The organism is Paraburkholderia hospita (assembly GCF_002902965.1).
GTDB lineage: Bacteria > Pseudomonadota > Gammaproteobacteria > Burkholderiales > Burkholderiaceae > Paraburkholderia > Paraburkholderia hospita.
The window spans coordinates 3,124,059-3,141,562 of record NZ_CP026105.1; the positions used below are offsets into that span (position 1 = coordinate 3,124,059).

16 protein-coding genes are annotated in these 17,504 nt (G+C 61.4%); 5 read left to right on the forward strand and 11 right to left on the reverse strand.

The window, feature by feature from the left end:
• Positions 1 to 28 precede the first annotated feature (28 nt).
• The 7 genes from C2L64_RS14230 to C2L64_RS14255 form a co-directional block, all read right to left on the reverse strand.
• On the reverse strand, positions 29 to 778 hold the full coding sequence (locus tag C2L64_RS14230; RefSeq protein ID WP_090838332.1) for a methyl-accepting chemotaxis protein: 750 nt from the start codon (positions 776 to 778) through the stop codon (positions 29 to 31).
• Positions 779 to 1,232: 454 nt separating this feature from the next.
• Positions 1,233 to 2,429 (reverse strand): sugar ABC transporter permease, encoded by a 1,197-nt coding sequence (locus C2L64_RS14235; RefSeq protein WP_007589102.1) that lies wholly within the window; start codon positions 2,427 to 2,429, stop codon positions 1,233 to 1,235.
• Positions 2,426 to 4,003, reverse strand: coding sequence for a D-xylose ABC transporter ATP-binding protein (gene xylG / locus C2L64_RS14240; RefSeq protein ID WP_090838324.1), 1,578 nt, complete (start codon positions 4,001 to 4,003; stop codon positions 2,426 to 2,428). The genes C2L64_RS14235 and xylG overlap by 4 nt, the downstream gene beginning before the upstream one ends.
• Before the next feature lie 74 nt (positions 4,004 to 4,077).
• A complete protein-coding gene (gene xylF / locus C2L64_RS14245; RefSeq protein ID WP_042307384.1) occupies positions 4,078 to 5,106 on the reverse strand; it encodes a D-xylose ABC transporter substrate-binding protein in 1,029 nt (342 codons plus the stop codon).
• A 212-nt stretch (positions 5,107 to 5,318) separates the two neighbouring features.
• Positions 5,319 to 6,644 (reverse strand): xylose isomerase, encoded by a 1,326-nt coding sequence (gene xylA, locus C2L64_RS14250; RefSeq protein WP_007736651.1) that lies wholly within the window; start codon positions 6,642 to 6,644, stop codon positions 5,319 to 5,321.
• Positions 6,645 to 6,810: 166 nt separating this feature from the next.
• Complete coding sequence (locus C2L64_RS55855; RefSeq protein WP_256211627.1) at positions 6,811 to 6,933, reverse strand: hypothetical protein; 123 nt, start codon at positions 6,931 to 6,933, stop codon at positions 6,811 to 6,813.
• 192 nt (positions 6,934 to 7,125) lie between these two features.
• Entirely contained in the window at positions 7,126 to 8,073 is a 948-nt protein-coding gene (locus C2L64_RS14255; protein ID WP_039901856.1) for an IS110 family RNA-guided transposase, read from the reverse strand.
• 795 nt (positions 8,074 to 8,868) lie between these two features.
• Here C2L64_RS14255 and C2L64_RS14260 point away from each other — a divergent pair.
• Both C2L64_RS14260 and C2L64_RS14265 read left to right on the forward strand, forming a co-directional pair.
• A complete protein-coding gene (locus C2L64_RS14260) occupies positions 8,869 to 10,071 on the forward strand; it encodes a XylR family transcriptional regulator (protein ID WP_007737732.1) in 1,203 nt (400 codons plus the stop codon).
• Positions 10,072 to 10,102: 31 nt separating this feature from the next.
• Positions 10,103 to 11,194: an aldose epimerase family protein gene (locus tag C2L64_RS14265; RefSeq protein ID WP_090838322.1), complete on the forward strand. Its 1,092-nt coding sequence runs from the start codon at positions 10,103 to 10,105 to the stop codon at positions 11,192 to 11,194.
• Between the two features lie 113 nt (positions 11,195 to 11,307).
• On the opposite strand, the gene C2L64_RS14270 is transcribed toward C2L64_RS14265, so the two are convergent.
• On the reverse strand, positions 11,308 to 12,327 hold the full coding sequence (locus tag C2L64_RS14270; protein ID WP_244144576.1) for an RNA-guided endonuclease InsQ/TnpB family protein: 1,020 nt from the start codon (positions 12,325 to 12,327) through the stop codon (positions 11,308 to 11,310).
• A 496-nt stretch (positions 12,328 to 12,823) separates the two neighbouring features.
• Between C2L64_RS14270 and C2L64_RS14275 the strand changes: the two genes are divergently transcribed.
• Positions 12,824 to 13,486: a PepSY-associated TM helix domain-containing protein gene (locus C2L64_RS14275; RefSeq protein WP_244144587.1), complete on the forward strand. Its 663-nt coding sequence runs from the start codon at positions 12,824 to 12,826 to the stop codon at positions 13,484 to 13,486.
• 96 nt (positions 13,487 to 13,582) lie between these two features.
• Here the strand turns inward: C2L64_RS14275 and C2L64_RS14280 are convergent, their stop codons facing one another.
• A complete protein-coding gene (locus C2L64_RS14280; RefSeq protein WP_090838317.1) occupies positions 13,583 to 14,356 on the reverse strand; it encodes an SDR family oxidoreductase in 774 nt (257 codons plus the stop codon).
• A gap of 151 nt (positions 14,357 to 14,507) precedes the next feature.
• Here C2L64_RS14280 and C2L64_RS14285 point away from each other — a divergent pair, with 151 nt between their 5' ends.
• The gene (locus C2L64_RS14285; RefSeq protein ID WP_090838315.1) at positions 14,508 to 15,098 is read left to right on the forward strand and encodes a TetR/AcrR family transcriptional regulator; all 591 of its coding nucleotides are present in this window, start codon (positions 14,508 to 14,510) and stop codon (positions 15,096 to 15,098) included.
• 195 nt (positions 15,099 to 15,293) lie between these two features.
• On the forward strand, positions 15,294 to 15,596 hold the full coding sequence (locus C2L64_RS14290; RefSeq protein ID WP_229513477.1) for a hypothetical protein: 303 nt from the start codon (positions 15,294 to 15,296) through the stop codon (positions 15,594 to 15,596).
• A 78-nt stretch (positions 15,597 to 15,674) separates the two neighbouring features.
• On the opposite strand, the gene C2L64_RS14295 is transcribed toward C2L64_RS14290, so the two are convergent.
• Positions 15,675 to 16,526, reverse strand: coding sequence for a carbohydrate ABC transporter permease (locus C2L64_RS14295; RefSeq protein ID WP_007589119.1), 852 nt, complete (start codon positions 16,524 to 16,526; stop codon positions 15,675 to 15,677).
• Between the two features lie 12 nt (positions 16,527 to 16,538).
• Positions 16,539 to 17,492: a carbohydrate ABC transporter permease gene (locus C2L64_RS14300; protein ID WP_007737738.1), complete on the reverse strand. Its 954-nt coding sequence runs from the start codon at positions 17,490 to 17,492 to the stop codon at positions 16,539 to 16,541.
• Positions 17,493 to 17,504: the final 12 nt, after the last annotated feature.

Genomic DNA, 17,504 nt, shown 5'->3' on the forward strand with positions numbered 1-17,504 from the left:
GGGCTGATGCGTGGGGTCGAGCAAAGAACTAGGGGAAAGCACGTTCGGTCGCGCGTGGCCGCGCAGACTGCGCGACGTGATGCGCCGGTTTGCGGGGCGCGCCGCGCCGCGACGACGCGTCGTCGGTGTCGCGATCGACGACGCTGTAGATCAGCGTGTCCATCTCCTTGATGATGTCGGCGAGCACCGTCGTGATCACGGCGAACTCGCGGCCGTACGAACCCGCGCGCGCCGCCGAAATGCGCGCATTCAACGCGACGATGTTCGCCTGCATCGAAATGCTCGACAGCTGTTCGGCGATCGCGACCTGACGGCGCTGCGTTGCCGCTTCGATACCGCGCATCTCGTTCTGGTACGCAAGCGTGATTTCCTGCAGCAGTTCGAGCAGCGGCGTCGCCTGCGCGACTAGGGCATCGACCTGCTCGCGTGACGCGTCGTCATTCGCCTCGACGCACGCGACCGTTTCGTCCGTCAACGCGATGAAGCGCTGCACGCGTTCATCCGCCTTGCGCGTGCCGTAATAGAGTTGCTGTAACGCATCCGAGAACACGCCGGGCAAGTGATCATTGCCGTTCACGAGCACGCGATGTGTCGCCGCAAACGTCGCGAGGCATTCGCGCGTAATGGCAAGCGCATTCATATCGCCATGCGACGCGAGCAACACATGCAGCACGATGCGTTGCGAAAGCATCCGCTGACGGCCCGACAGATTGATCAGTTCGCCGATCGTCTGTCCGGACACTTCACTGCGTTGCGTGGTGATCTGCTCGTTCGTCATGCTGGATCGCGTCGATGCGCGCTTTTCGGTTGCGCAAAAAAAAAGCGTCCCGAAGCGCACGCGCGTCGCCCGATCGCATGGATCGAACGCTCCTCGCACGTTGCGTTTCGGGACGCCGTTGCCCCATCGGTCCGCTCGCGTTGCGAGCGTCCCTGAAAAAAACCGGAATTCGTTGCAGCCGCCATTGGCTACGCGGCGGATAACGCAATAGGTATGCCATCGGCCTGTTTTTGGCCGATGCATGCATCTCGAAAGGGACTTGACGGTGCGCTTGCGGAGCGCGCAATCGCTTGCTGGACGGGACGTGCGCGTATTCTTCGATTTTTCGCGCAATGCTTCTTGCCGCTACGTCACGCCAATGAAAAAGCGCCCTTCTCAGGGCGCTTGTGCGCGCCTCAACGAAGCGCGTCGATGCTGTGCCGTGGTGCAGCGCACCACCGCCGTGCGCTCTGCGCTAGCGCCGGTCGGACCCCGAGATCACGTCGATCCACACCGCGAGCACGAGAATGCCGCCCTTCACGATCATCTGCCAGTACGAGTCGACGTCGAGCATCGACATGCCGTTGTCGAGGCTCGCCATCACGAGCGCGCCGATCAGCGCGCCATACACGGTGCCCGAGCCGCCGCGCATCGACGTGCCGCCGATAAAGCACGCCGCGATCGCATCGAGTTCACCCATCGAACCCGCCGACGGCGAGCCCGCCGCGAGCCGCGCCGTATTGATGAGGCCGCCGAATGCACACATCAGCCCCATCAGCGCGAAGATCGCGAGCTTCACGCGGTTCGTGTTGACGCCTGACAGCCGCGTCGCTTCGAGATTCGAGCCGACCGCATAGATGCGCCGGCCGAATACGGTTTGCGTCGCGATGTACGTGAAAATGCCGAGCAGCGCGAGCAACAGCAAAACGGGCACAGGAATACCGCCATAACGGTTGAGCGTCGCGACGAACGCAAGCAGGATCAGGCCCGTCGCGACGATCTTAACGCCGTCCTGCCACAGCGGCACGACGCTCAGGTTGTAATGCTGCCGCTTCTGCCGCTGCCGCACGGTCAACGCGGCGAGCAGCACAAACAGCACGACAGCGAGCGTGTCGCCAGCAATGCGCGGCAAGTAGCCCTGACCGATGAAGACGAAGTTGTCGGACACCGGCGCGATCGTCGATCCGCCCGTCACGCCGAGCAGCACGCCGCGATACGCGAGCATCCCGCCCAACCCGACGATGAATGACGGCACACGCAGATACGTCGACCACCAGCCGTTGAAAAGCCCGATCGCGACGCCGAGCAACATCACGACGGGCAGCGTCGCCGCGAGCGGCCAGTGATACGTGACGTTCAGTATCGCCGCGACGCCGCCGAGCAGCCCAAGCAGAGACCCGACGGACAGATCGATCTCGCCCGAGATGATGACGAACACCATCCCGCACGCGAGCATTCCCGTGATCGACATCTGCCGCAACAGGTTCGACAGATTGCGCGGTGTGACGAATGCGCCTTCCGTGAGGAACGAAAAGAACACCCAGATGACGGCGACGGCAAGCAGCAACGCGAGCAGCTTGTAGCGCGCGAACAGCTGCTTGATACGCTGTCCCGATGCGATCGACGCGCCGTGTTTTGCGTGGCTATCGGAAGAAGTGAGATCAGGAGTCATGCGACGCTCGCCAGTTGAGTGGGGCCCTTGCCTTTCGTGTCCGCGTCTTTCGGGTTCGTCGCGATGGCGGCCGTCAGAATATGTTCCTGCGTGAGACCGTCATTCACAAAATCGCCGCGCAACTCGCCTTCGCCGATCACGAGCACGCGATCGCTCACGCCGAGCACTTCCGTCAATTCCGACGACACCATGATGATCGACACGCCGCGCTTCGCGAGCGCGAACATCAGCTTGTAGATTTCGAACTTCGCGCCGACATCGACGCCGCGTGTCGGCTCGTCGAGGATCAGCACAGAGGGATTGGTGAGCAGCATGCGCGTGAGCACGGCCTTCTGCTGGTTGCCGCCTGAAAGACTCGCAATCGACAGCATCGGCGAAGCCGCGCGCACGGAAAGGCGCTTCATTTCCGAGTTGATCGTGTCGAGTTCGGATGCGGTATCGATGCGTCCGCCTTTCGCAAAGCGTTGCAACACCGCCAGCGTGATGTTGTGACCCACGCCCAGCTGCGGCACGATGCCGTGACGCTTGCGGTCCTCGGGCACCATCGCGATGCCTGCCGCGATCGCATCGGCGGGTGCGCGGATTTTCAGACGCTTGCCGCCCATCCACACTTCGGCTTCGCTCACACCCGGATACGCGCCGAAAATCGCCTGCATCAACTCCGTGCGCCCCGCGCCGACCAGTCCCGCGACGCCGAGAATTTCGCCCTTGCGCAACGCAAAGGAAACATCATCGACACGCTTTCGGTTCGTATTCGTCACGTCATAGCACGTCACATTGCGCGCCTCGAAGATCACGTCGCCGATCTCATGCGGTTCGCGCGGAAACAGATTTGTGATCTCGCGCCCGACCATCATCGCGATGATGCGATCGGTGGTGAGCTGCTTCATCGGTTGCGTGCCAACGTGCTTGCCGTCGCGTATCACGGTAATCGTGTCGCACACGGCTTCCACTTCATCGAGCTTGTGCGAGATGTACACGCAAGCCACGCCGCGCTTTTTCAGATCGCGCACGATATCGAGCAGGATCTTCGTTTCCGCCGCCGTCAGCGACGAAGAAGGCTCGTCAAGTATCAGCAGTCGCGCCTGCTTGTTGAGCGCCTTGGCGATTTCGATCAATTGCTGATGCCCGCCGCCATAGTTCATCACCGGCTGCGCGACGTTGATGCCTGTGATATTCAGTTCGCGCAAAAGTTCGTCGGCGCGCTGATACATCGCCGCGTAATTCATGCGGCCGCCGGGCAGCGTGATTTCATTGCCGAGGAAAATGTTCTCGGCCACCGACAATTGCGGCACCAGCATCAGTTCCTGATGGATGATGACGATGCCTGCGCGTTCGGTATCGCGGATGTTCTGCGCAACAAGTGGCTTGCCGTCCCAGAGGATTTCGCCGGACCACTCTCCATGGGGATAGACACCGGAGACGATCTTCATCAGCGTCGATTTGCCGGCGCCGTTTTCGCCGCACAGTCCGACGCATTCGCCGGGCGCGACGACGAGATCGATGCCGTCGAGCGCCTTCACCCCGGCAAACGATTTGGCGATGCCGCGCAACTCCAGAAGCGCTTGTGCCATGCGTAATGTCCTGGATGGATGAAAGATTCGCGAGCGCTTCTGTCTGTGACGATCAGAAGCGCCCGCGCCCGCTATCAGTTGCCAGCCAGTTGCGCCTGCGTATAGAAGCCGTCCTTGATCACGACATCGACATTGCTCTTGGTGAGCAGCGTGGGTTGCAGCAGCACGGTATCGACCTGCTTCTTGCCGTTGTCGTACTTCGCGTTGTACGAGGGCTTGTCGCCCTTCGCGAGATCGACGGCGAGCTTGGCCGCCTCACCTGCGATCAGCTTCAACGGCTTGTACACGGTCATCGTCTGCGTGCCCGCGATCACACGCTTCACAGCCGCAAGGTCCGCATCCTGGCCGGACACGGGCACCTTGCCCGCCATCTTCTGCGCGGCTAGCGCCTGAATTGCGCCGCCTGCCGTGCCGTCATTCGACGCGACGATCGCATCGATCTTGTTGTTGTTCGCGGTCAGTGCATCTTCCGTGATACGCAGCGCCGTCGCCGCGCTCCATTCCGGCACCCACTGCTGGCCGACGATCTTCACGTCGCCGCGATCGATTGCCGGTTTGAGTATCTTCAACTGCCCTTCGCGCAGCATCTTCGCGTTGTTGTCGGTCGGCGCGCCGCCGAGCAGGAAGTAGTTGCCTTTGGGCTGCGCGTTAAACACGCCTTGCGCCTGCAGTTCGCCAACCTTCTCGTTGTCGAACGAGATATAGGCATCGACGTCGGCATCGAGAATCAGCCGGTCATACGACACGACCTTGATGCCTGCCTTGTGCGCTTCGGCGACGACATTGCCCAAGGTCTTCGAATTGAACGGCACGATCACGATCACGTCGACGCCGCGCGAGATCAGGTTCTCGATCTGCGAGATTTGCCGCGCTTCGCTCGCGTCGGCGGACTGCACGGAGACTTTCGCGCCGAGCTTCGTCGCTGCGGCGACGAAATAGTCACGATCGCGCGACCAGCGTTCGACGCGCAGATCGTCGATACAGAAGCCGATTTCGGGCTTGTCCTTGCTCGCGTGCGCGAGCGGCGCGACCATCGTCAGGCCGGCGGCCATTGCGGCGCAAACGAGGGAACTCAATACGGAACGACGCATTGCAGATTTCATGTCTCACTCCATTTAGGGTTGCGTGCAGTTTCGAATGCGAGAGAGTCGAACCGCCGTCTTAACCTCAGGGTGCGCTGCGAATACCTGTTCGCGAGCGTCAATTTTGAAAGCCGCCCCATTTTTGTTCGCACGACAGCGTGTGCCGTGCGCGCCGGCGGAGCAATTGCGAAATCTACCGGCGCTGCTAACGTTTTTTCGTGCCTTTGCATTACCTATTTAGCTGCTGAGTAGATTGCCTGATTGACGATGTTCTCCAGACGCTCTTGCTGTCCGCTGACATGATGCGGCGCGATGTTTCGCTGCACTGCATCGCTTGCCAGCGATTCGAGCGAATAACCGCCCGCCAGCACCTTACGGCCGAAATCGCTGTCCCATCCCGCATAGCGCTGCTGCTTGAACGCGCCCAGGCGGTCGTTCTCGACGAGATGAGCGGCACGCTCAAGCGCGACGGCGATCACGTCGATTGCGCCGATATGGCCGTGCACCAGGTCTTCGGGATCGATACTCTGGCGGCGGACCTTTGCATCGAAGTTCATCCCGCCCGTCTCAAAGCCGCCGTTGCGCAGGATCTCGTAGAGCGCGAGCGTAAGTTCTTCGACACTATTTGGGAACTGGTCTGTGTCCCAGCCGTTTTGCGCGTCGCCGCGATTTGCGTCGATGCTGCCGAAAATGCCGAGCGCGAATGCATTGGCGATTTCGTGATGGAACGAATGGCCCGCGAGCGTTGCGTGATTCGCTTCGATGTTCACGCGGATTTCGTCCTGCAAGCCGAATTGCGTGAGAAAGCCGTGCACCGTCGCGACGTCGTAGTCGTATTGATGCTTGGTCGGCTCTTGCGGTTTCGGCTCGATTAGCAGTGCGCCCTTGAAGCCCAACTTGTGCTTGTGCTCGACGACCATGCTCATGAAGCGGCCGAGCTGCTCGCGCTCGCGTTTCAGGTCTGTGTTGAGCAGGGTTTCGTAGCCTTCGCGGCCGCCCCACAACACGTAGTTCTCGCCGTTCAGGCGCTGCGTTGCTTCCAGTGCGTTCAATACCTGGGTTGCGGCAAACGCAAACACATCGGGATTCGGGTTGGTTGCTGCGCCTGCCGCATAACGTGGATGCGAGAAGAGGTTCGCTGTGCCCCACAGCAGCTTGACGCCCGTCTGCTCCTGCTTGCGCGCGAGCACGTCCGTCATCGTCTTGAAGTTGTTCACGTAGCTTTTGATGCTGTCGCCTTCGGGCGCTACGTCGGCATCATGGAATGTGTAGAACGGGGTGCCGAGTTTCTGGAACAGTTCGAACGCGTGATCGGCCTTGGCATGCGCCTTTTCTAGCGCATCACCCGAGCGATGCCATGGACGCTCGAACGTGCCTGGTCCGAACATGTCAGCGCCCGGCCATACGAACGTGTGCCAGTAGCAGACGGCCAGGCGCAGATGGTCTTCCATTCGCTTGCCGAGCACCAGTTTGTCCTTGTCGTAGTGGCGATAGGCGAACGGATTTTCCGTGTGCAGGCCCTCGTAGCGCACGGCGGGCAAATGTTCGAAGTAGGACATGCGCGTCTCCTGATGAGTTGGTGCAGCTAAGCTGCTTGATGTGACGTCATGCTGATGCTTACGGGTTTGCGGAGCAATTGCGAAATTCGCCAGCGGGGCTGGTGATTCTTGGTAGTTGCTGGCGCAGGGGGATGGGGGCGCATAGAATTGGCGCGGTGGGGTTGGCTTAGTTTTTGGTTTGGTTTGCCAGGGTTTTTACTGGCATCCGTGTTTTGCCTTCGTGCTTCAAGCGTCGCCCCTGTGCATTTGCCTTTTCGCTGGCATCCGCGTGACGGTGTTTGCCGTTCATGCGTCGCCCCTGTGCGGGGCGGCACCTACTTTTCTTTGCCGCCGCAAAGAAAAGCAACCGTATTGGAAGTCAAGCGGGAGGCTGTTCCGGGGTGCTGGATTCTCAATGTGGTTGCCGGTTCCGTACAGGCGAGCGCAAACCACGCGAGTGATCGCGTTCAGGCACAGCATCCAGGCAAAGCTATACCGCCGGTTAGTTCGTCGATGGGTTCCAGGGTGTTGAGTTATGGACCATGGCGTTGAGCGTCACGATGAGCTTGCGAATGCACGCGGTCATGGCCACCTTGAAGGGTTTGCCGGCCTGACGCAGACGGTCGTAGAAGGCCCTGATGGTCGGATTGAAGCGCAGCGCGGGGATGCAAGCCATATAAAGCGCGCGCCGCACGATGGCACGACCGCCCTGAATGCGACGCTTGCCGGTGTGCTTGCCGCTATCGGAATTGAACGGAGCAACACCGGTCAGCGCGGCGATCTCGCGGCGGTTCAATGAACCGAGTTGTGGCATGAACGCGATCAGTGTGGCCGCGGCGCCGGGACCGATGCCGGGCACCGAGCGCAGCAGGTCCTCCTTCTGACGCCACGCGGGCGAAGCGCGCAGGAACGAATCGATGTCCCTGTCGGCGACGGTGAGCTGCTGTTTGAGCCATTTGATATGGTCATTCAGGCTTTCCTTAGCCGCGGCATGAGCGCGCTCCAGGCGGGCTTTTTCGGCCACGAGCATGTCGATGAGCTGGGCACGGCGCAGCAGCAGGGCTTGCAGCTGCTCGGTCTGCACATCGTTGAGCGGGCGCACGACGGGTTTGATGACGGCGGCGAAATGGGCGATGACGAACGCGTCGATGCGGTCGGTCTTCGCCCGTTTGCCGGTGGCTCTGGCAAAGTCGCGCACCTGTCGGGGATTAACCGCGACAGCGGGCAGGCCGGCCTGGCAGAGCGCCCTGAGCACGGCGAGTTCGAGCTTGCCGGTGGCCTCCATGACGATCAGGGTGGGACCCAGCGCGATCAGACGCTGGACCAACTGTTCGATGGCGGCGGTTTCATTGTCGACACTGAAATGTTCGGTCGTGTCGTGGATGGCAACGTCGAGCGTGCTACCGCTGACGTCGATGCCGATATAAAGGGACGAAGAAGTCTGGTTCATCACGGTACCCATACTTGCAGGAAAATACGAGCTCGAGGCTCAGTCAACTGTTCGGGTTAAGACGATGAGAAGGACAGTCGCTCAGGCTTTTCTGCGAGCTCAAGGCACTATAGGCAGACGAGCTGACTGTCCGTGTGGCGACAACTGATCGGGTCGGTGCCACGGAGGGGAATATACAAGTAGGCAAAAGAAAGCGGCTAACACCGCGAGATCTTGTGTTTGCCTGAGGGTCCCCAACCGGTCCCACGCTTCACGCGGCAACGACATGACTCATGCTCGTTGCCAACGCTTCGAATAAACGCATCACCCACTCCAAACGCCCGCACTATGGGTTAATGTTGTCGAATGTTTTCGGTTCTATAGCGGCAAACTGTGTGTAGGTTGTCGCGGCGTACACGATAGCGCTCTTACATGGAGGCACGTCGTGTGTTCGCGTCCGAAGTGAGACGTGTATGGTGCTACGGCCTACACACAGTTTGCCACCTGGGCGGCAGAGACCATTCGCTGCCGCTAGCCTGTGTATGAGAGCTTGAAGCGGGTGATGCGTCTGTTCGGAGCGTTAGCAACGTGCGTGAACGAGTGCGTTGCCGTGTGAAGCGTGGGACCGTTTGGGGGCCCTCAGGCAGGAAGAAATGTTGGCGGTGTGAGCCGCTTTCTTTTGCCTACTTTTCTTTGCGGCGGCGGCGGCAAAGAAAAGTAGGTGCCGCCCCGCACAGGGGCGACGCTTGAACAGCAAACACCGTAGCGCGGATGCCAGCGAAAAGGCAAAAGCAACCCTCACTGCTCGGAGAGCAAATGCCCCAGCGAACGCACCGAATTGCACTGCTCTTCAATGCAAACAAAGTCTACGACAGAGAAATCATCACAGGCATCGGCAACTACCTGCTTTCAACGCGAGTCGCCTGGGACCTCTTCCTGGAGGAAGACTTCCGCGCACGCCTGAATGGCATAGAACGCTTCGAAGGCGACGGCTTCATCGCTGACTTTGATGACCCAGCAGTCTCTGAAGCGCTCGCCGACTCTCCTTTACCCGTTGTCGCCGTAGGCGGCTCATACGAAGACGCATCGAAGTACCCACCGAATCTGCCCTACATAGCGACCGACAACATGCAACTCATGTCGCTCGCGTATAAACATCTGATCGGTGCCGGCCTGCAACGCTTCGCCCTCTACAGCCTGCCCGAATCCCCGACCAACCGCTGGGCGCAAGAACGCGAACTCGCATTCAACACGCTGCTGCAAGCAGATGGAATGGAGGGCGACGTGCACCGCGGCCTACCGACCAGCGCCCCCGTCTGGCACCAGGCCAGCGTGCAACTCACGCAATGGCTGCAAAGCCTGCCGAAGCCCGTCGGCATCATCGCGGTAACGGACGCCCGCGCGCGTCAAGTACTACAGGCATGCCTGATCAGCGGCATCCCCGTGCCCGAGCAGGTGGCAATCATCGGCATCGACAACGATCCGCTAACGCGCTCGCTCACCCGCATTCCGCTTTCATCAGTGATTCAGGGCACCGAGGAAATGGGCCGCACAGCCGCGCACCTTCTGCATCAGATGCTGGGCGGAGCACGCTTCGCAGGCCGTCGCATCCTCGTGCCGCCCGTCGGCATCAACGTATGCGAATCGACCAAGCACGAGCCGCTCGCGAGCCCTTACGTGATGCGCGCGCGTCACTACATCCGGCAATACGCCTGCCAGGGCATCAAGACGGAACAGGTCGCCGATTACGTGGGCGTGTCGCGTTCGTCGCTCGAAGATTATTTCCGGCGCGAACTCGGCTGCACCGTGCATCAGGAAATCCTCAAGCACAAACTCGATGTCGCCAAGCAGCTGCTCACGCAGCAGGACATGTCGAGCGCGGAAGTTGCAATCCGCTGCGGCTTCACTTCGTTGCAGTACATGTACGCCGTGTTCCGGCGCGAACTCGATTGCACGCCGCGCGAGTATCAGGAACGCATGCAAGCCGCGCAATCGACTCACAATGCGCCATCCGCATAAATGCCTTAATCTGGTTTGATCCGCGACCGACATGAATTTCGCCGACATGCACAGCACCGATACCCCTCTCTCATCCAGCGTCCAGGTCGATCGCTGGGGCACGTTGCCCGGTCTCGGCGACATTCGTCTGTTCACACTGCGCAACGCGCACGGCATGCGTGCCGCCATCAGCGATCTCGGCGCGACGCTCGTCTCGTGGCATGCGCCCGATCGCGCGGGCCGCGTCGCCGATGTCCTGCTCGGTCATGAAACACCCGCCGACTATCTGGCGAGCCGCTGGTTCTTCGGCTCGACTATCGGCCGCTGGGCGAACCGTATTGCGCAGGCGCGCTTTACGCTCGACGGGGTCGTCTATCAGCTTGACCGCAATGACGGCGACAACCTGCTGCACGGCGGTATCAACGGATTCCACAAGGCGCTGTGGCATGCGCGCGAAGTGGATGGCGCGCTGGTGCTGTCGCACGAATCGCCCGAAGGCGACGCTGGCTTTCCCGGCGCGGTCGCGGCAACCGTGCGCTATGCGCTCGACGACGACGGCGCGCTCACGATCGACTACGACGCAACCGCCGATGCGCCCACGCCCATCAGCCTCACGAATCACGCGTACTTCAATCTGTCCGGCGACGCGCTCGCCGATGCGCCCGATATTCGCGGCCATGTGATCGCGATCGATGCGGACGCCTTCTTCGCCGTCGATGACGCGATGATTCCCATCGAAAGAAAAGACGTGGCAGGCAGCGTGTTCGACTTTCGCGCGGGCGCGCCGATTGGCGCGCGCCTCGACTGGCCGGATGCGCAACTCGCGCGCGCAGGCGGCTTCGATCATTGCTACGTGCTGCGTGACGGCGCCGCTGCGACGCGCACGGCCGCTACGCTCTACGATCCCGCCAGCGGGCGTGAGCTGACGGTATCGACGGACGCGAAAGGCATGCAGTTCTACACGGGCAACTTTCTCGCGGGCGTCGACGGACGCAACGGCAAGACATACGGCAAGCACGCGGCGTTGTGCCTCGAAACGGGAGCGTTTCCGAACCAGGTCAACATGTCCGACGCCGAGCAAGTCGTCCTGCGCCCCGGCGAGCGCTACCGGCACACGACCGTCTACCGGCTCGGCGTGCGCTAGCGGCGGCTCGCGGGGCGCACCCTTAGCGCGACTTGCGTGTCGAAACATTGGCGGTGTTGTGTATCGCGCCCGGCGATTGCGGCATTCATTACGCCTTGACGTCCTCCCCGCCTTCAGCCTACGGCTGCCGCGCTATGCGCGGAAAGGGCGGGGATTCCTCCAGCGAGACGGTCACGTCCGACCGCGAGAATGTTTCGGGCAGCATTGCGATCACGATCATGCGTTCGATCGCACGCGCCGCACGTCCATTCTCTTATTCCAAGCCCTGCGACACCTTTCGGCCCCGTGCGAGAACCACAGCACGAACAGGTTTGGGAAGAAAACGCTTCATCGACCTCATCGAACCATACGCCTGCGTCAGCGCACTTGTACTGCAGCATGGTTCGGAACGACGACCAACCCGCGTCGAGCACGGACTTGCCGTGCCGGGCTCGCGCGAGGGCCTGAGCGTTCACGTTGCCGACAAAGATGGCACCGTACTCGCGAACGAGTCGGGTACTCAGTTGATGCAGAAAGTCCTTCCTGCGATTCGCGATCCTCGCATGGATCGCCTTCACACGGCGCTTCTTGCGGGCACGCTGCGCGGTTGCCAGCGCCGGCTCCAGATCGCGATAGAAACGCTGTGCCTCAACGTTCGGAAGCTGTTCGTCCGAGAAGCCGGCGAAAGTCTTCAGACCCAGATCGATGCCCAGCTGCCGCTTCGATTCGCTGCGTTGTGCCGGCTTCGCCTTGACGCTCACGTTCATATACCAGCGTCCACGGCTATCTTCGCTGATGGTTCCGGCGCCCAGTTCATATCCCGCCAGACCATAGCTATCCCAGACGCCCAAATGCAGGCCCTGGAAGCGCACCTGTCCGTTACGCCAGACGACCGAGCGGGCCTTGAAGGGTATCCAGCCCAGCGAACGTCGGGCACCGCCGCTCTTGCGCCAGCGCAGTTTGACCTTGCGGTGCTGCTTACGGCGCGTAGCGTACTCCTCGGCGATCTGCTGGAAAACTGCCGAACCGATGCCAAGGCCTTCTTTCGATGCACCGTTCAGGTAGCGCTGCAATTCGATTCCTGAGGCGAACCGGCGCTCACGCAGGAAGATCTTGAGCGACAACTCGTTGCAGTAGTTCCAGACGAAGTTCACCTCCCGCGCCATCAAGGACAAGTCCGGAGCGTGCTTGTCCTTGATGCGCAGTCGGAGTACTCGAACCGGAACGACGCTGCGAGCCATGTGGTGGATCAGACAACCAATAACTGTATATTCATACAGTATCACGCCTCAGCCGCAAGTCAAGCCCGCTTGAAGTCGTGCTTCGCACGACGCGCTCTACCTCCCCGCCATGAATGTCGGGCCTTCAGGCGAGTTCCGGTGATATCATCGATGCCTTTCTGATCGCATAGCCAGCCCACTGCGGCGCCCCTTTCCTGCATATCTGGGCAACGCGGCCAGCCAGCCACTGCCATCGCTCTACCGCGGTGGCATCCCGTCTCGAAGTACTCCACTCCTCGCGAGCCTTCCTGGCTTGCTATCGGCGTGCGCCCTTCGATAACGGTTGAGCTCAGTCCTGACCGCATTCTGTGTTGCCCCGGAGCGCCCCGTGAATACACCCGAAACCGTGACCATCGAATCCGCCACGCGCATCAACAGCCAGAAGAAAGATCAACGCAATGGCGCGCCGCCCGCCGGGTCGCGCCGCATCACGTTTATCCGCTGGCTGCGCAAGGTGCATAGCTGGATCGGCCTGTGGGGCGCGGCGCTCGGTCTTCTGATGGGTACGAGCGGCTTTTTGCTGAACCATCGCGGCGGCCCACTGCGCGTATCAACGGGCGAGCCGCAGGTCGAGTCGCTGCAGGTGAAGCTGCCGCAGCCCGCGCCCGAATCGCCGCGCGATCTCGCCAAGTGGCTCAAGCAGGAGCTGAAGGTGCAAGGCAAGCCGGGCCGCGTGCAGAAGGAGCCGTCGCATCCCGTCGCATGGGGTGATCGCAAGGCGGTTCAGCCGGAACATTGGCAGGTGAGCTTCGCGTCGCCTGGCGAGAACACGCAGGCGGAGTACTGGGTCGGCAACGACTATGTGACCGTCAAGCGCAGCGCCAACACCTTCCTCGCCGCGCTGACGAATCTGCACAAGGGCGTGGGCCTGAGCGTCGGCTGGGTGCTGGTGATCGACACGTTCGCGGGCGGCGTGATCTTGCTGTCGCTGACAGGCGTCTTGCTGTGGACGCAGTTGAACAAACGCCGCACGATCGGTGCGGTGCTGGTGCTCGGGTCGATCGTCGCGGCTATAGTCGCCGGGATGTTCTGACGCGTCGCGCTCATCGAATGCAACAAAGGGCGATGCACCGCTGTGCATCGCCCTTTTTCGTTGAAGCCTTCGAAACCGTTAAAGCCGCTAACCCGCTTAACGGCGGAACGCCGGCGCGCCCATCGGCGCTCCCGTATTGCCGCCATCAACGACGATCTCCGCCGCCGTCATCCCCGACGCCGCATCCGATGCGAGGAACACAGCCGCCTGCGCCACTTCTTCGGCCAGCGCGAAACGACCCATCGGGATCATCGGCGAAAGCGCCGTTTCCGTCGCGTCGAGTGTTGCGCCGTCACGGTCGCCGCGCGTCCAGATCGACGTGCGGGTGCCGCCCGGAATCACTGTGTTCACGCGGATCCCGCGCGTAACGAGTTCCGAAGCGAGCACGCGCGCCATGCCGGAGATCGCCGCCTTCGATGCCGAATACGCCGACGACCCCGGCGCACCCAGCTGACGCATCACCGAGCCGTTGAGCACGATCGAACCGCCCTCGCCCATCAGCGGCACGGCAGCCTGCACGGTGAGGAACACGGCCGTCACGTTGGTACGCATGATCGCTTCGAACTTCTCGGCCGTCGTGCTGCCGACAGGCGTCGCACCGCTCACGCCCGCATTCGCGAACACGATATCGAGCTTGCCGAACTTGTCGGCGATCACCTTCATCACGTCGTCGATGGCTGCGGGATCGTCCAGATCCGCGCGGATCGGAAGCGCGTTCGGGCCCAGTTCGGTCGCCGCTTCGTCGAGTTTCTTCTGGTCGCGGCCCGTGATCGCCACGCGCGCGCCTTGCGCGATCAGGATGCGCGCCGCCGCGAAACCGATGCCGCCGTTGCCGCCTGTGATGAGTGCCGTCTTGTTTGCGAATGACATGAGGATTTCTCCAGAAATTGAGGTTGGGAGCGGACATCCGCCAGCAACTGGTTTATAATTGCAACTGCAATCTTAAATTAATGATAGTGACCGCAATCAATACGTGTCAAGCGGTTTTTCTCACCGGTTTGTTGCGGAAAGTGGATAAGCGATGAAAGTCAGCAAGGAAAAGGCGGCGCAAAACCGCGCGACCCTTGTCGAAACGGCCGCGCGCCTCTTCAGGACACACGGCATCGACGGCGTCGGTGTCGCCGAAATCGGCAAGGCGGCGGGGCTCACGCACGGCGCGCTCTACGCGCACTTCCCGTCGAAGGAAGCGCTCGCGGCGGAAGCGCTCGCGCACGGTCTGCAGATCGGCCACGAACGCATGACCCGGACGCCCGATGGCCATGCGCCGAGCCTGAGCGAACTGCTCGACAGCTATTTGTCGGAAGAAAAACGCGACGACATCGCGAACGGCTGCGCGATGGCGGCGTCGGCGAGCGAGATCGGCCGTCAGGACGAGACGATCAGCGCGCGCTACAGCGAAGGCTTCGAACTGATGACGGCTGTGTTCGAAAGGCACCTGCGCGCCCACAAGGTGAAGGGCGACCCGCGCGAGAAGGCGATTGCGATTTCGTCGACGCTGATCGGCGCGATCGCGGCGTCGCGCGCAGTGTTGAAGGCGCAGCCGGAACTCGCGAACGACATTCTGCGGGCGGTGCGGCGCGCGGTCGGCGATATTGCGGGCGAGAAAGCCTGAGCGGCAGGCGCGCCGAACGAAGAACTGCTTCAAAAGCGCGACGCAATCCGCACGCGCCGCTGTCCACGCACGTCACGCCTTGAACTCGCGAATACGATGTCCAATAGTTAAGAGGGAATAAAGGGGACCGCGTCGTAGTTCGTCAATTCATGACGGACGCGCCGTTCTTCGAGCAAGGAGTGCATCGTGCGCAAGATCATCGTTTCGCTTCAGTTGACCACCGCTCTCGCGCTGTCTGTCGGCGCCGCGCTATCGAATGCGCAAGGGCTTTCCACTTACGACGACGTGAACGCGCCCGTCAACAGCACGCGCCTGATGCCCAACGCGCCGCGCGGCAGTGAATATCCGACGCACGGCAACCAGCAGGCGGGCGAAATGAATCTGAATCCCACCGATCCGCGCGCGCAACTCGTCACTGGCACGCCGAACAATGCGCAGTCGGGCGGCTATGGATCGCCGCTCGCGGGTGTCCATACCGCTGTTCCGCCGGGCCAGTAACAGCGCGACCGTCGCACCTAGAAAAAAGCCCGCTTGCGCGGGCAACCTTCTACCAGGAGACAACAGCAAAAAAACGCATCACCCTTTGGTCGCGCCAAACGTCAGGCCTGCGACGAAGTGCTTCTGCATCGCGAAGAACATTGCGACGGACGGCAGTGCCGCCAGAATCGAACCGGCCGACACGAGATTCCACGCCGTCGTCCATTGCCCTTTGAGCGCCGCGACGCCAACCGTGATCGGCGCGGCGTCGTCGCCTTGCGTGAGGCACAGCGCCCAGAAGTAATCGTTCCAGACGAACGTGAAAACAAGAATGGCGAGCGCAGCAAGCGCGGGGCGAATCAGCGGCAGCACGATGCGAAAGAACACGGTCCACTCGCTCGCACCTTCGATACGCGCCGCCTCGACCAGTTCATACGGCAACTGCTTGATGAAGTTGCGCAGAAAGAGCGCGCAAAACCCCGTCTGAAACGACACGTGAAAGAGAATCAGCGCGCCGAGCGTATTGAACACACCAAGGCTCAGCGACAGATCGCGCACGGGAATCATCAGGATCTGGACCGGCACGAAGTTGCCCGCGACGAAGGTCGCGAAGAGCGTCGTGTTGCCGCGAAACTTGTAGATCGCCAGTGCGAAGCCCGCCATCGCCGCGAGCGCAATCGAACCGATCACGGCAGGCACCGTGATCAGCACGCTGTTCCAGAAGTAATGCAGCATCGGCGACGTGGTGAGCGCTTCGCGGTAGTTGTCGATGAGCGTGATGTGCTTCGGCCAGCCCCAGTAGTTACCTTCGCTCAGTTCTTCCGTCGAGCGCACCGACGTGACGAGCACGGCGATCATCGGCAATAGCCAGATCAATAGCGCAACCGGCAACGTCAGCTTGTACAGCCGCCGGTTGAACGGCTTCCATTTGGCAACGGGCATCGGGTACATATCGTCTGCTCCTTACTGTTCGTTGCGCAGCATGCGGCGCAGGTGATAGACGATGTACACGAGCATGATCGCGAACAGCACCACGGCGATAGATGCCGAATAGCCGATGCGGTAATACTTGATCGCCTGGTCGTACATGTAATAAGCGAGCACGGTCGAGCTTTCGAATGGCCCGCCGCCCGTCATCACCGAAATCAGGTCGAAGCTGCGCAGTGCGCCAATTATCGTGACGACGATGGCCATGAAGGTGACAGGCCGCAACTGCGGCAGCACCACATGCCACAGCATCGACCAGCCCTTCGCGCCTTCCATGCGCGCGGCTTCGATCTGCTCGCTGTTCAGCGATGTCAGACCCGTCAGATAAAGAATCATGCAATACGCGGTCTGCGGCCATAGCGCGGCGAAGATGATGCCGAACGTCGCATAGTGCGCGTCGCCGAGAACGGGCACGCCGTGGCCGAGTATCACGGCAAAGAGGCCAAAGGTCGGATCGTAGAACCAAGAGAAGATCAACCCGACCACGACGCCCGACAACACGAACGGCGCAAAGAACAGCGACTTCACGACGCGTATGCCCGCCACCGCCTGGTTCAGATAGAGCGCGACGGCGAGCCCCATCGGCGGCGCGAGCAGGAACAGCACGAGCCAGATGAGGTTGTTCTTCAGCGCGGTGTAGAAAGTCGGCGCCTGAAACAGTTCGATGTAGTTCGCGAGACCGACAAAGACCTTGTCGGTCATGCCATCCCAGTTGTAGAAGCTGAGCCAGATCGACGACAGGATCGGCCAGACCACATACACCGCGACCATGAAGCACGCGGGTGCGAGAAACAGCAGCGCGGCCTTGCGCTGCCGCCGCGCGGTGGGCGACGGTCCACGCTTCTTGCGCGTGGCTCTCGGCGCTGGCGACGCCTGCGGCTGCGACGGCGGCGTGCCATTGATGTCCTGACGTGTAACGGAGTGCGACACGACGATTCTCCA